General features: G+C 42.4%; 14 protein-coding genes. 8 read left to right on the top strand and 6 right to left on the bottom strand.

What is annotated here, in order from left to right; translation table 11 throughout:
• The first annotated feature begins 16 nt into the window (after positions 1-16).
• Together IEW82_RS04950 and IEW82_RS04945 are read left to right on the top strand one after the other, a co-directional pair.
• On the top strand, positions 17-244 hold the full coding sequence (locus IEW82_RS04950; protein WP_188690098.1) for a hypothetical protein: 228 nt from the start codon (positions 17-19) through the stop codon (positions 242-244).
• A 16-nt stretch (positions 245-260) separates the two neighbouring features.
• Entirely contained in the window at positions 261-1,355 is a 1,095-nt protein-coding gene (locus IEW82_RS04945; protein WP_188690095.1) for a GerAB/ArcD/ProY family transporter, read from the top strand.
• 7 nt (positions 1,356-1,362) lie between these two features.
• Here IEW82_RS04945 and nagZ read toward each other — a convergent pair whose 3' ends face one another.
• From nagZ to IEW82_RS04930, 3 genes are all read right to left on the bottom strand, one after another.
• Entirely contained in the window at positions 1,363-3,036 is a 1,674-nt protein-coding gene (gene nagZ, locus IEW82_RS04940) for a beta-N-acetylhexosaminidase (protein ID WP_188690091.1), read from the bottom strand.
• Between the two features lie 341 nt (positions 3,037-3,377).
• The gene (locus IEW82_RS04935) at positions 3,378-4,472 is read right to left on the bottom strand and encodes a sensor histidine kinase (RefSeq protein WP_188690088.1); all 1,095 of its coding nucleotides are present in this window, start codon (positions 4,470-4,472) and stop codon (positions 3,378-3,380) included.
• Positions 4,469-5,143 (bottom strand): response regulator transcription factor, encoded by a 675-nt coding sequence (locus IEW82_RS04930; RefSeq protein WP_188690085.1) that lies wholly within the window; start codon positions 5,141-5,143, stop codon positions 4,469-4,471. The genes IEW82_RS04935 and IEW82_RS04930 overlap by 4 nt, the downstream gene beginning before the upstream one ends.
• Before the next feature lie 481 nt (positions 5,144-5,624).
• Here IEW82_RS04930 and IEW82_RS04925 point away from each other — a divergent pair, with 481 nt between their 5' ends.
• A complete protein-coding gene (locus IEW82_RS04925) occupies positions 5,625-6,377 on the top strand; it encodes a MerR family transcriptional regulator (protein WP_188690082.1) in 753 nt (250 codons plus the stop codon).
• A gap of 38 nt (positions 6,378-6,415) precedes the next feature.
• Here the strand turns inward: IEW82_RS04925 and IEW82_RS04920 are convergent, their stop codons facing one another.
• From IEW82_RS04920 to IEW82_RS04910, 3 genes are all read right to left on the bottom strand, one after another.
• Positions 6,416-6,928: a DinB family protein gene (locus IEW82_RS04920; RefSeq protein ID WP_188690080.1), complete on the bottom strand. Its 513-nt coding sequence runs from the start codon at positions 6,926-6,928 to the stop codon at positions 6,416-6,418.
• Positions 6,929-6,939: 11 nt separating this feature from the next.
• Positions 6,940-7,419, bottom strand: coding sequence for a DinB family protein (locus IEW82_RS04915; RefSeq protein WP_188690077.1), 480 nt, complete (start codon positions 7,417-7,419; stop codon positions 6,940-6,942).
• An 84-nt stretch (positions 7,420-7,503) separates the two neighbouring features.
• Positions 7,504-8,478: a helix-turn-helix transcriptional regulator gene (locus IEW82_RS04910; protein ID WP_188690074.1), complete on the bottom strand. Its 975-nt coding sequence runs from the start codon at positions 8,476-8,478 to the stop codon at positions 7,504-7,506.
• A gap of 176 nt (positions 8,479-8,654) precedes the next feature.
• Here IEW82_RS04910 and IEW82_RS04905 point away from each other — a divergent pair, with 176 nt between their 5' ends.
• The 5 genes from IEW82_RS04905 to IEW82_RS04885 all read left to right on the top strand — a co-directional run bounded on the left by IEW82_RS04905 (position 8,655) and on the right by IEW82_RS04885 (position 13,933).
• Complete coding sequence (locus IEW82_RS04905) at positions 8,655-9,014, top strand: Lin0512 family protein (RefSeq protein WP_188690069.1); 360 nt, start codon at positions 8,655-8,657, stop codon at positions 9,012-9,014.
• A 112-nt stretch (positions 9,015-9,126) separates the two neighbouring features.
• On the top strand, positions 9,127-9,552 hold the full coding sequence (locus tag IEW82_RS04900; RefSeq protein WP_188690067.1) for an acyl-CoA thioesterase: 426 nt from the start codon (positions 9,127-9,129) through the stop codon (positions 9,550-9,552).
• 311 nt (positions 9,553-9,863) lie between these two features.
• Positions 9,864-11,195, top strand: coding sequence for a 3-phosphoshikimate 1-carboxyvinyltransferase (gene aroA, locus IEW82_RS04895; RefSeq protein WP_188690064.1), 1,332 nt, complete (start codon positions 9,864-9,866; stop codon positions 11,193-11,195).
• Positions 11,192-12,778 carry an AMP-binding protein gene (locus tag IEW82_RS04890; protein WP_188690061.1) on the top strand — a complete coding sequence of 529 codons (1,587 nt, stop codon included), beginning with the start codon at positions 11,192-11,194 and terminating at the stop codon, positions 12,776-12,778. Before aroA ends, IEW82_RS04890 begins: the two co-directional genes overlap by 4 nt.
• Positions 12,779-12,796: 18 nt before the next feature.
• Positions 12,797-13,933 (top strand): acyl-CoA dehydrogenase family protein, encoded by a 1,137-nt coding sequence (locus tag IEW82_RS04885; RefSeq protein ID WP_188690059.1) that lies wholly within the window; start codon positions 12,797-12,799, stop codon positions 13,931-13,933.

Raw genomic sequence — 13,933 nt, 5'->3', positions numbered from 1 at the left:
AAAGAAGGTGTCTCTAGTGATCAACTGTATTATCGTTATTTCTGCAAGCCTTATTGGGTATATCGAGATCCCGCATCTCATTAAAGTAAAAGCGAAAATGGACCTTATCGTTTTCTCCCTCTTGCTTCTATTCGGGCTGATCCTCAATCTTTTATACTATAACGGGGTCCACATTCCTAACCCGCTTGATTTCATTAAATTTCTTACTAAACCCTTAAGTGAATGGCTCTATCGCCTATTATAGTTAGGAGGAGTACACCTTGGACCCCAATAAAATTACACACCATCAATTTATTATATTAGTCATGCTATTTACCATCGGCTCCAATATCCTTGATGCACCTTTTGTCATCACAAATGTAGCCAATCAAAGCGGTTGGCTTGCGGGCATTCTCGGTTGGGGCGTTGGGATTCTCTTAGTTTGGTTATACAGTACAGTCGCGCAACAGTTCCCTAAACAAACCTTTATTGAATATAGTCAAGCTGTATTAGGGAAAGCTCTGGGGAATGCCCTGAACCTCTTCTATGTGATATATTACTTCTTTCTATCGAGTGTCATGGTTGGGCTCATCATTAGCTTCCTCAACCTGCAGATTCTTCCAAGAACGCCTATGGAAGTGATTGGCATATCCTTTTTGTTAATCGCCATTACCGGTGTCCATTATGGCCTAGGGGTAATCGGACGCTCTGCAGAAATATTCTTTCCATGGATCAGCACTTTTTTATGCCTAATGTTTATTTTGTTACTGCCTCAAATCAACCTGTCGCATTTGACACCCATACTTGATGGCGGTGTCCGCCCCATTTTCAGGGCCGCCTTTACTTTCTTAGGTCTTCCTTTTCTCGAATTACCCATATTTTTAATGATTATCCCTTATGTCGATAATCAAAAACACATCAAAAAATGTTTTTTATTGGGCACCTTGCTTGGGGGGCTTGTATTGGTTTCTACCATTTTTCTCTGTATTTTAGTCCTAGGTGCTCAACTGACAAGCCTTAACCAATATCCCAGCTATCAATTAGGGAAAGAAATCAGTATCGGGAATTTCATTCAGCGCATCGAGGTGATGGTCGCTATTATATGGATCTTAACAATTTTTTATAAGCTCTCGATCTGCCTCTTTGTTACAAGTCATGGCTTATCCAAGCTACTTCATTTAAAAGAACAACGCTCTGTTCTTCTTCCACTTATTTTGATTATAAGTGTGATCACACGCATCATTAGCCCGAATCAGAGCTTTTATGATCAATTTATCCGCTATTATTGGGCCCCAGCCTCCCTTCCGATCGGTCTTGGCATCCCCCTATTACTATTGATCGTCGGAAGGCTGAGGAAAAAGTCTATAGCGCTCTAAAAATAAGTTAAGAGGGGGTAAGAGCTTCTTGAATCGATTGGTTGAGCGCATGAACATCAACAGAGGATTGCAATTGATCAGATAAGTGATAATTCTCTTTTAAACGAAGAATTCTATATACACTATCATCAATGCGATTCATAGAGATGGCGCCACTCTTTACTGCCTGCTTAAGGGCTTGAATTGCTTTGAGCTGTTCACTCTTATTATAAGCAATGAGCACGATGTCTGCCCCTGCCTTGACGGATTGAACGGCCGCCTGATCCACAGGATAATGCTTTGTGATAGCTCCCATCGTCATATCATCGGTAATGACAACGCCATGAAAATTAAGATCAGTTCTTAACATGTCAGTGATTAAAGGGCGAGACATAGAGGCTGGATAGTGAGTATCAATTTGTGGAACCTTTAGATGCGTGACCATGACGATATCAGCCCCCTTAGCAATCGCTTGTTTATAAGGCCACCAATCGACAGCCTCCAATTGTCCCTTGCCATATGTGATCGCTGGTAAATCAGCGTGGGCATCTACTGTCACACTCCCATAGCCCGGGAAATGCTTGATCACTGAAATGACCTGCTGGGATTGAATGCCTTTCATCGTTGCCACGCCTAATTGACCCACCGTCTTTTTATCCGAACCAAAAGCACGGTTTCCAATCGCTGAATGACTTGATTGTTTAATATCTAGGACCGGAGCGAAATCCATATTGAAACCAAATGCTTTTAATTCCTTGCCAATGAGCTGACCGATGCGATTAGAATACGCCTGATTGTTACGTTTTCCAATCGCCTCACCAGAGGGAAGTGATTTTACTGTAGACGGCAGACGCTCTACGCTTCCCCCCTCTTGATCAACACTAATAAATAATGGAAAGGGATTCTGGGCATCTTTATTCACCGTTTTTAGCGCATTAATCAATTGAACAGTTTGTGCCGCACTTTTAATATTTTTTCCGTAAAGAATTACACCACCGACATGCTGTTCCTTGATAAACTGCTTTTCGTTAGCACCTATCGTCGTACCGGTCACACCCACCATCAGCATCTGCCCAATTTTTTCATCTAAAGTCATGCCTTGTAGCTTTGCAGGAATGGATTGTTCAGCAATGGCCTTATCATAGACTGACAAATGATCCACCCTTGGATCGCGGTTAGCTGAAGTCGGTCTTGGCAATATCCATTTCAACTGATAGGTTTGATTGATTGTGTAAGTCAAGATCTGTTGATCTACTTGTTTGTCCTTATAATAATGCGTGCCATCCGGGGACCCTAGCTGTTTTTTTATATCCGACAGTCGTATGTCGTGAAGCGCACTAGCATAGGAGCGCACATCAAAAATTGGCGTCTGGCGAAAATAGCCAACGGCCACTTTTTGCTTTTTGTAATCCGCATAGAGCCCAGTTGATGTCTGCGTCTGTGAGGAAGGGTTGCCCCAATCGGTTTGTACCTCTTGGATCATTGACTTTCCTGCTACAATATCCGCCTTCATCACACGCCCCTTAGCTGCCGCCTCCTTAATTTTGCGAATCAGATCGTTCACTGATTTTGCTTTCACATCGCTGTCCTGTTGAGAGTGCTCTGAGTCTTTATCGGGTGGCGTCATACCTTTGTTGCCACATCCAACCAAATACACAGAGAACAAGATAAGACAAAAGCTTGTAACTAAAGATTTCTTCATAGCAAATAAGGTCTCCTTGAAAAGTGACTTATAAAACATTTCATCATTAATCATTCAGTATGGTCACTTCTTTAAGAGTGTATTACGGCAAACTTTTCGGAATGCTATGTTGACGCCACAAAGTTAAAAATGGTTTCATATTCTCCTCATTACCCTTTAGCAGAAAAAGAAAACTCAAGGCATACCGCTTTGCCGGTCGCCCCTAGTCTGATGCTTCAAATAGCACACTAAAGCGCACCGCACAAGCCTCAGATGCGAAAATTAAAGCCTGAACTTATACTCTCTTCCTTTATGAGCGTCAGCGAAGGTATACATTCTGATAGTACAAAAAAACCAGGCTTTTAATTCGCCTGGTTGCCTGTATCGGAGGCCTGCTTCAATAGCTTGATAGTAAATTGAGTGCCCTTATTTAGCTCACTCTCCACATAGATCTCTCCATGATGGAGATCGATAATTTTTTTTACAATAGACAATCCTAAGCCACTGCCTCCTGCTGTACGATTGCGGGAACGATCTGCTTTATAAAAACGTTCAAAAATATGCACTTGCTCTTCCTTAGTCATCCCAATCCCTGAATCACCTATTGTTACCATCACTTTATCATCGGAGGACTCTAAAGAGATTCGAATCCGACCCTCTGAGGGGGTAAACTTAATGCTATTATGAATGAGATTGAACCAAACCTGACTTAAAAGCTCTCGATCAGCTGTTATTACCACAGACTCCATTGCAACATCCATATCGAGCTGCTTGGCTGTCCACTGCGGTTCACAGGCTAAGATGACGCGACGAATTTGCTGATCCAGTCGATAGGTCCCTGGTTCAAAAGGGGTTTTTTCTGACTCTAGTGAAGTGAGTTTTAAAAGATTTTCACTCAGCTTTGACAACCGTTTGCTCTCTGTCTCTATAATATCAAGATAATGTCTCCGCTCTGCTAACGTGAGGTCCTCATTTTTTAAGGCTTGAGCAAATCCACTAATAGATGTTAATGGCGACTGGATTTCATGGGAAACATTTGCAATAAATTCCTGACGCATTTGCTCCATTTCACCAAGTTCATCTGCCATATGGGTCATGCTCTGAATGATGTGATAATAGGGATGATTTTCTGACCTAAACTCTTTCTGATAAAAGGAAAGATCAATGTTAAAATTGCCCTGTGCCATCTGTTCAAAAGCGTCAATCATGGGATTAAAAAACTCGAGTTGTCTATTCCTGAAACGAAAAATCTTACCAACTATATACAGGCCAAAGCCAAAGATGAAAAAGCCTAAAACAGAATGGATCATTTGCTGTAAAAAGATGCTAGGACGCCAAGCAACTACGGAATAGAACCAACGCATGATAAAATATGCCAACGCCCAGCCGATAAGCATCGCACAAATCATTGCAGCCACACCTAAGATATGCTTTAAAATATGCCAGAACTGCTTCATAGACCCTCCAAGCGATAACCAAGTCCGCGCACCGTCGTGATTTTAAAATCAGCGCACTCTGAGAAGCGCTCTCTAAGACGCTTAATATGAACATCTACAGTGCGCTCATCCCCTTCATAATCATAGCCCCAAATATCTTCAATAAGCTCTTCTCTTGAATAGGTCTTCCCTGGTTGAGAGCCTAATTTAAACAACAATTCAAATTCCTTTAAAGGAAGTGTGAGTTTCTTATTATCTACAAGGACCTCATACGTTTCTCGATCAAGTGTGATGGGGCCAATCTGTAATTTTTGCGAAGTAACAATTTTATAACGCTTCAACAGCGCCTTGATCCGAGCCACCAATTCTACTGGTTCGAAGGGCTTCACCATATAATCATCCGTGCCTAAATTAAACCCCTTCACCTTTTGAGTTGTTTCTCCTCTGGCTGTCAGCATAAGTATGGGGAGCTCTTCCTTGTAATACGATCTGATTTCCTTACAAAGCTCCCAGCCATCCATATTCGGCATCATGATATCCAATATCACTAAATCAATTTTATTTTGGTCCATCACTGTTAAAGCTTCCTCACCATCAGCAGCCTCCACAATGTCAAAGCCTTCCTTTCTCAAAAAGACAGTAACAAGTTCTCTGATATATGGATCATCATCTACAACTAATAGTTGAGTCATATCTTTTCAGTCCTTTTTGCTCATATCAACAAAAACAATAGTATCCTCTCAAATCTATTGTTTTCATTAATATGCTTTTGTATAAAAGATCTTAATAGCGAAAACCTATACTCTTATCATATCCTTAATATACAAGATATTTATGAACGGAATATGAACCACTAAGAAAAACTGGGTGAAAAGTATGCCCGATCCTTGTCTAGTACAGAGCATCACCATAAATGGAAGAAGCTTCATTCAAGATCAAGTGGATGGGATCGCAAGGCACGAGACTCCAGCGGGAAGTGGGAGATTGGTAAAACCTTAGCAGCGCGAAGAGGCTTATCACTCCCCCGCGGAAAGCGAGCTGCCTGGAGCGGAATCACGTACCGCCCTCATGACCAGAAATTTTATACTTTCTGATCTTTTGAAAAAACTTATGTCTCACCCTTGACTCTTACCTTAGAGGAGCGCGTAGCATAAATCAACGAGGAGGTGAGTCATGCTTTATACGGTCAAGGAGCTTTCAAGACTTGCCAATGTGACAGTAAAGACACTGCATCATTATCACAAAATAAGCTTATTAATCCCCTGTCAGTTAAGTGATGCCGGCTATCGCCTTTATGGTCAGCATGAGCTTGAGCGCTTGCAGCACATCTTATTTTATCGAGCACTCGATTTTCCCCTTAAGGAGATCAAACACCTATTAGATAATGAACCCGATCGTTTATCCCTTTTGACTAAACAACGAACACTTCTACTTCAGCGGCTCAACAGAACCAAGCAGCTTGTACAAACGATCGAAAAGTCTATCACGTTCATCAAGAAAGGAGAGGCCATGGAACCACAAACATTGTTTGACGGCTTTAATAGTGAAGAGGAATGGAGGGACGCGTTAAAAGAACAAAATACGTATTTAAAAGAGACCTACAATGTAGACCTACTGAAAGACGAACAATCTATTGATGTTCAGGAAATGAATTCTTCTGCACAGGAAGCTACACATTTTCTAAAGAACATGGCTGAGGCGATGATAGATCAGCAAAAAGTTAACGAGAAAAGCGTTCGGACACTGATCGGCAACCACATTGACTTCCTTAACGCTCATGGGCACCAAGTCGATCCTAGTGCATTCGCTCAGCAATGTCGCTTTTTTTTACAGGATGACTTCCATCGCACCATGCTTGAAGAGCAGCAACCAGACCTTGCCTATTATTTATGCATTGCCGCAGAAGCCTTTGCAGAAAAAGTCTGAACAGCTTAAAGGAACAGCCCTTGCGCTGTTCCCGCTTTTTAGTCTTCATTCATCTCATATAAGTAAAAAATATAATCTGTCGGAACTCCTTTATGCCCCATTTGTCTGAGCATGGCTGTAATATTGCCACGATGATACGTACCGTGATTGACCACATGCTGTACCAGCTGTGAAAGTGGCGTATCCAATCGTCCATAGCTTGGATGCTCACACACAATGATTGTATCCAAATCCTCTTGATCTGCTAGATAAGCATAAAATTCTTCAGACAGCGAGCGATACATGGTGTCAAGATCGACTAAACTTTTTCCTTTCACAGCTTCTTGCACACGGACAACACACTTCATCGTTTCCTCATAAGGCAGCTGCTTTATGACGGAGAACCAGATTTGATCGACCAAATAAACATGCTCAATGACCTCTGCAATAGATGAGAAAACACTTTTTATTTCCTGTGTATAGAGCTCTTCTGGACATTTGTGAAGATGGTCAAAAAGGCGTTGATTTGCCCATTTGTGATAATTATATAAACTCAGCGTTTGCTCCTTCATATCTTTCCTCCTTATAATCTAATAAAAAAGGGAACTTCCTTAACCCCAACCATCCGAGCATAGATAAAAAGCTGGCCTTTATGATGGATTTCATGGTCCCGCATCATCTGCAAAAACAATTTTCTTGGTCCTCTAAAATTGGGATGCTGAGAGACATTGACAACCTCCAAATCCTCAGGTCTCAGTGTGGAAAAGGCTTGCTTCGTCTCCTCTGTCCATTGACTCACAGTCTGACGAATCTCATCCATTGTTTGATAGACGCTAGCCCTAGGCTCTTCGGCCACAAGCTTGGCAAAATCATTAACACCTGTCTTCACTAAGGTCACAAAAGCCTTCGACCAATAGGCAACATGAAGCGTCAGCTCACTTAAAGTCATTGCATTATCCCACGGCTTAAAATCCATGTGCTCTGTCTTAATCGGCTGCAATAACTCTTCTAACACTCTGCGATGTCTCAACCATTCCTGCATAAATGCTTCAACTTGTCCCATGCCTTCTCTCCTTTTATTAACTTGTTATCTGCCTCTCAATTCTTTCTTAGTGCCATCGTAAAACACCTTCACTGACACCTATGGTCAGGGAAGTAAATTGTTTTGATAATAGTGATGTAAATCAGAAGCAATAGCAACTAACCTTTCTTTCACACTCTGAGGTTCGAGAACATAAATGCTCTTTCCATACTGAAGAAGAATATATGGTAAATAACCCGTAGCCGATTTTTTGTCGATTTTAAAGGTGATCCCGTCATCTTCCCATTTGACTTCAGTGTGAGCCAAAAACCAATGCTGCCCCACATCTTTAAGGGTTTGTTCATGCCCTTTTATACGAATAACCACGAGCTCGTTTTCAGGTGCTTTGGATGGAAGCAAATTGTTAAGAAAAAATGTTCGCACCTCAAATTGATGGGGACGTTCAAAGCTCTTGTCTGTTATGGTACATGCTTGCATGCGATCAACCCGAAAACTACGCACGGCTCCACGGAGATGACAAAAACCAACAATATACCACTTCCCCATCCAATATATGAGTCCATAAGGATCAATGGTTCGTGACTGTGAGGATGGGGCGCCTTCCTTTTGATAAAGCATTGAAAGTGTCCGCCCTGCCGCTACTGCTCCTTCTATCTCTTGAAAAACGGGCTGCAAGGAGTGATTAAAGGAGGGGGGAATGACATCAAACCCCTTCGCATGACGATCAATGGCTTCACGTTGGGCTTCGTTGCTATACCTTTTCAATTTTGTTACGGCTTGATCAAGGGTATTTCCATAAGGATAACCAGCCTCTATCGCAAACTTTGCTGCATGAACGAGAGCCTTTTGCTCATCTGCATTAAAAAATAACGGGACTTCAATAAAATCATTCAGTAGCTGGTATCCGCCATTATGTCCAGAGTCTGCAATAATCGGTACCCCGCTTGCGCATAAGGCATCGATATAGCGATAGACTGTTCTAATGTGTATCTCAAGCTCTTCTGAAAGTTGTTGTGCTGTCATCTGCTTTCTGGACTGCAAAAGCCATAGAATTAAAAGCATATTGTCTGCTTTAGACACCGTTTTCCCTCCCATCACTTCCAACGCTTCGGATGTACCATCTAATTCTCGTTTTGCTAATCGAATTCCTGCTAATTTCTAATGAATGTCTATAGCCGTCTATTAGGCTATGAAGGATAGAACCTGTTATAATACCACTAAATGAAGGAATAGCCATTAAAGGAGGACACAATTAGATGGAACATTTACTTTTCATTCAAACGGGCTTTGGTGTTGATGTTCACGGCCAGGATGTAACAAAAGCGTCAGTCCGCGCCATTATCAACGCGATACATACGAATTCCATGCCTGGCATAAAAAATCTTTTGCCAAACCAAGACTTAAATAACATGAAGGTGAATATTAAACTCGCGGTCCCTTGCGATAAAGATAAGCTTAATATTGAGCGAGTCAAACAAGAAATTCCTTATGGTACAGTGACCGTCGAAGTTTTAGACGGGGGAATGGTAACCTCAAGCGGTATTTATTTAGAAGACAAAGGCGATCAAAACGATCTGATGTACATTGTGAACGCTTCAGTGGAAACAGGCTATTGAACACTTTTTAAGCTTAAAGCAGGCGAAGAATCGCCTGCTTTTTCCCTCCACGCTTTCCACTCTTAATGCGTTATAATAGGGGTTGTATTTGACTTAAATAGGGGGACAAGCGATGTATCGCTACCAGTTAACTGTCGGATTTAATGATTGTGATGCCATGCAGCACGTCAATAATGCGATGTACTATACATATTTCGAAACGGCAAGAAATGAATTGTTACAGCTCTTTAATCCAGATCTTAGCATTGAAAATTGGAACATTATCATCGGCTCAACTGCTTGTAATTATTTACAAGAAATCCACTTTGCTCAAAACATTACCATCTTTTCATGGATCAGTCGTATTGGCAATTCTAGTTTTGTTGTTGAGCATGCCATACAGGATGAAGCAGGCCAATGGAAAGCGCGTGGCAGAGCCATCTTGCTTCAATATGACTTTCAGAATAGGCACACTATCCCCATTAATGAAACCATCCGTGAACAGCTCTCGAAGCATCTTCACGGCCCTGAAGATGTTCCAGACTTCCGAGAGCTCTAATAAGACATCGAACTCCCAATTAAGGTTGACATGCCTTATTGGGAGTTTTCTGTCTGTCACGACCAACAGTTTTTATATATGAAACTAGGCGTTTATATTAGGACTTGGTTATTAATTTTAAGAAAAAAGTGCAAGTTGCTTTTTACCTAACCCCATTTTGTACTATAATGTTATTGTAACCTGCTACTAAGTCCTAGTTATAAACATCATTACTTTTGAATAAAGTAATGACTAGAGAGATAATCAGAATTCCATTTATTTCAACAACTAAATAAGCCATTATCTCGGAAATCAAATGGAGGGTTTAATTTATGGGAAGATTATTTGTTAACACCAATGAAGGAAAAGTTAAAGGCACTGTTCGTGTCCCTTCTTCAAAGTATCACTTACACCGCGCGCTTATCTTCGGATCACTCGCAGATGGGCAATCAAAGATCACTGGTCAATCGAACGCATTACATATCAAAGATACACTCAATTCGTTAGAAGACTTAGGGATAAAAGTCACTAAAACTTCAGATGGTTATGTCGTTGAAGGTGGTAACTATATACCAAAGAACGGCAACGTCCGTGTTGGAAGCTCCGGTACTACCTCGCAATTCTTAATCGGTCTAGGCTCTCGCTCTGTTGGAGAAGCTGTTACTTTTGACGGACATAAAGCGTTAAAAGCTAGACCGATGGGCCCGCTCCTTAACGCTCTATCTGATATGGGCGTCAAACTAGAGGCTCAAGATCACCGTCTCCCTGTTACTGTCCATCCAGGACTTCCAAAGGGTGGACATATTAAGATCCAAGGCACGCTCAGTCAGTGGATTTCTGGTCTATTAATCCTTGCTCCATTCGCTTCACAAGACACGGTGGTTGAAGCTCTTCCACCTTTAAATGAGAAAACCTATATTAACTTAACTATTGAAATGATGAGCCAGTTTGGCGTTAAAGTGATCGAACATGAAAATGGGCGGATGTGGACCGTTCCTGCTAATCAGGAATATAAACCATGTGATCTTGCTCTTGAGCCTGATCTTTCTTCAGCAGCCTTTTTATTCGTTTTGGGAGCCCTGCATCCGAGTGATTTGATTCTAGAAGGAATCTCTGCAGCAGGTTCTCACCCCGAAGGTAAAGTATTAGAGATCGTTCAACAAATGGGGGTTCCTGTAACTGTTGATGAAGAAAATGATCGCATTCACATTCAACATAACGGGATTCGTCCAACTGCTGGCCTTGAGATAGACATGAAGGATATTCCGGATTTAATTCCTGCAATGAGTGTGCTTGCTGCTCTTTCTCAAGGACAAACCATCCTAAAAAATATCGGTCCAGGTCGCTTGAAAGAATCGGATCGCGTTAAGGCTATGCTGCAGCTTAATAAAATGGGAGCAGATATTAAAGAAGTTGGCGATGACTTGATCATCAATGGCGTAGAATCTCTCCATTCTGCCTCCATCTCAACTTATAATGATCATCGTGTTGAAATGGCATTTGCCTTAGCGGCAACACGTGCTTCTGGAACAAGTGATCTCACTTTCCCAAATGCCTATAAGATTTCTTATCCAGAGTTTTTAGATCACATGGCCCAATTAGGCCTTGACATGCGCATCAAAAACAAACAAGATGCAGACAGGAAGGAGCCTGTTTCAGTATGATAAATCACTATAATCTCGATAACGAACCGCTTTTTCTAGAACGTCTAGCTACTGTTGATCCAAAAAAAGAAGCCGTTGTGGACCTAAGTACCGAAACGGCTATTACCCTCAATTACGGACAACTGAATGACCTTGCCAACCGTACGGCGCAAGGTCTCCTTAACCATGGCATAAAACCTGGTGAATTTGTCGCTTACATCTTACCCAATAGTTGGGAGTTCGTTGTCACAACCCTTGCCATTTGGAAAATTGGAGCAACCGCTTGCCCTATTCTACCAGCACTTAGGGATCACGAGGTTGCCTTTATTATGGAAAAATCAAAAAGCCGCATTTTGATCATTCCTGAAAGCTATAGAAAATTTGATTATCAGCCAATGGTGGATCGCATTGCCCCTAAGCTTCCCCATCTTGAAACAACACTTACCATTACTTCAAGAGATCCACTTGATATGACAGCTTGCCTTGGAGGTCTCGCAGCAGAAGCACCTGATATGAAAACCATTGAAGCCCTATGGCCAAAAGCCAGTACCAATGCACAGCTTCTTTTCACTTCGGGAACAACGGGAGAACCAAAAGGTGTCATCCACACCCATGGCACTTTAAGCTTCGCCGTTCATGCCCACACTAAGACGCTCAGACTGACTGATCAGGATGGCATTTGGATTCCATCACCTATGGCGCATCAAACCGGTTTTTTATATGGAATGATCGTCGCTCTTTCCCTAGGTGCAAAGCAAATTTGCCAAGCGATTTGGCATGTTGACACTGCGCGGCAAGCAATCGAAGAACACGGTGCAACTTTTGTTCAAGCCGCAATGCCATTTTTAGCAGACATTTCACGGGACAAGCGTCCGCCAAAGGGATTAAAAATCTTTGTTGCCACCGGCGCCGCTGTACCTCGACAGCTTGCTCACGATGCAACTGCTGCCTTAGAGTGCCATGTTGTTGGTGGATGGGGATCTACGGAAACCTGCCTCGTAAGTGTCGGCTCGCCTTATTCCAATAGTGAAAAAGCTTGGAGTACAGATGGACGTGTGATCGAAGGCATGGAAATGAAAATTACCGATGATGAAGGAAATGAGCTTCCTCGTGGCGAAGAAGGCATGTATCGAGTCAAAACGCCAGCAACCTTTACCACTTATCTGGATCACCACGATTGGTATGAGGAGTCGATAGACGAAAATGGCTTCTTTATCACAGGTGACTTAGCAATCATGGACGAAGAAGGCTATCTAAGCATCACCGGACGCGTTAAGGATATTGTCAATCGCGGTGGTGAAAAGATCCCTGTTGTTGAGATTGAAAACTTGTTATATGAGCATGAGGAGATCAAAGACGTCGCGATTGTCGGCATGCCTGATCCTCGTTTAGGCGAACGCATTTGTGCCTTTGTTACACTTAAAACAAACAAAGCCTTCACATTAGAAGATATTACTTCCTATTTAGAAGCTAAAGGTGTTGCTAAAATCTATTGGCCAGAACATCTTGAGCTTATCGACGAATTGCCACGTACTGTAACAGGTAAGGTACAAAAATACGTCCTTAGACAAATGATTACCGATAAAATCACCACTAAGGCTTAAAAAAAGGTGGAGATTGTGATGAATCATACAGCCTTTCAAGAACTTAAAGCAGAAGTGCAAGCATACGTTAATGGTCCTCTTCGTGAAATTGCTGAGCGCATTGAAACCACTGGAGAATGCGGAAAGGACGTTTGGGATGAGTTACGCACAAAGGGCTTTCTAAATCTAGCTGCTCCCGTTGAACTCGGGGGCCGTGGCCTTACCTTCTCCCAATACCTCGAAATTATTGAACTTTTTTCACAGTCACATGGGTCCATCCGTGTCATTGTTCACGTGAGCAATGGCATTTGGCGCCCCCTTTTACCCATTGTTAACGATGAGCAGAAGGAACGTTTTCTTAAACCATTGATTAACGGTGACATCATTACGACCTTCACATTAACTGAGCCTAACAGTGGTTCAGGGGCAGATATTAAAACGACTGTTCGACAAGAAGGCTCGGATTACCTTGTTAATGGCGAAAAGTGGATGATTTCTTTTGGTGATGTCGCGGACTATTTTCTCCTCTTCGCTCGCCTTGAAGGCACAAGCGGCTATGATGGAACACTCGCTCTGATGGTTCCACGAGATACACCAGGGTTAGCGATTCATGCGATGCCAAGAACAATGGGACAAACAGGAACAGGTCATGCACACTTGATTTTAAAAGATGCACGGGTCCCCGCGAATAATCTATTAGGTGAACCTGGACAAGGACTTATTGCTGCTCTTAGTGGCTTTCTAGACCCCAGTCGTATTTCGGTCGCGACCACATGCGTCGGACTTGCACAGCGCGCCTTAGACCTCGCTGTAGCACGAGCAAATGAACGTGTGACTTTTGGTAAACCCCTGAGTAAAAGGCAGCTTATCCAGGCTTATATCGCTGAAATGGCCACAGATGTTGAAGCCGCTCGTCTCTTATGCTATCAAGCTGGACAATTACAGGAGCAAGGCGAGCTTGAACCTGCCAAAGCGTCCATGGCCAAACTCTATAGTGTAGAGATGCTTAAGCGCGTCACAGATAAAGCCCTACAAATCTTTGGTGGTATTGGCTACTTCCACGGCAGTGAAATTGAACGTATTTATCGGGATGGCCGTCTCCAATGGTTTGAGGAAGGCACGGCAGAAACGCAAAAGGTTGTTATTGCCAAGCATTATTTAACAAAGGGTGATTAA

It is taken from the genome of Pullulanibacillus camelliae, assembly GCF_014642655.1.
GTDB lineage: Bacteria > Bacillota > Bacilli > Bacillales > Sporolactobacillaceae > Pullulanibacillus > Pullulanibacillus camelliae.
This window is presented reverse-complemented; position numbering and strand designations above follow the sequence as displayed.

Bases quoted from the DNA above. Each gene is read 5' to 3' on its own strand.
- nagZ (WP_188690091.1), bottom strand. From the start codon at position 3,036: ATGAAGAAATCTTTAGTTACAAGCTTTTGTCTTATCTTGTTCTCTGTG.
- IEW82_RS04935 (WP_188690088.1), bottom strand. From the start codon at position 4,472: ATGAAGCAGTTCTGGCATATTTTAAAGCATATCTTAGGTGTGGCTGCA.
- IEW82_RS04930 (WP_188690085.1), bottom strand. From the start codon at position 5,143: ATGACTCAACTATTAGTTGTAGATGATGATCCATATATCAGAGAACTT.
- IEW82_RS04925 (WP_188690082.1), top strand. From the start codon at position 5,625: ATGCTTTATACGGTCAAGGAGCTTTCAAGACTTGCCAATGTGACAGTA.
- IEW82_RS04920 (WP_188690080.1), bottom strand. From the start codon at position 6,928: ATGAAGGAGCAAACGCTGAGTTTATATAATTATCACAAATGGGCAAAT.
- IEW82_RS04915 (WP_188690077.1), bottom strand. From the start codon at position 7,419: ATGGGACAAGTTGAAGCATTTATGCAGGAATGGTTGAGACATCGCAGA.
- IEW82_RS04905 (WP_188690069.1), top strand. From the start codon at position 8,655: ATGGAACATTTACTTTTCATTCAAACGGGCTTTGGTGTTGATGTTCAC.
- IEW82_RS04900 (WP_188690067.1), top strand. From the start codon at position 9,127: ATGTATCGCTACCAGTTAACTGTCGGATTTAATGATTGTGATGCCATG.
- aroA (WP_188690064.1), top strand. From the start codon at position 9,864: ATGGGAAGATTATTTGTTAACACCAATGAAGGAAAAGTTAAAGGCACT.
- IEW82_RS04890 (WP_188690061.1), top strand. From the start codon at position 11,192: ATGATAAATCACTATAATCTCGATAACGAACCGCTTTTTCTAGAACGT.
- IEW82_RS04885 (WP_188690059.1), top strand. From the start codon at position 12,797: ATGAATCATACAGCCTTTCAAGAACTTAAAGCAGAAGTGCAAGCATAC.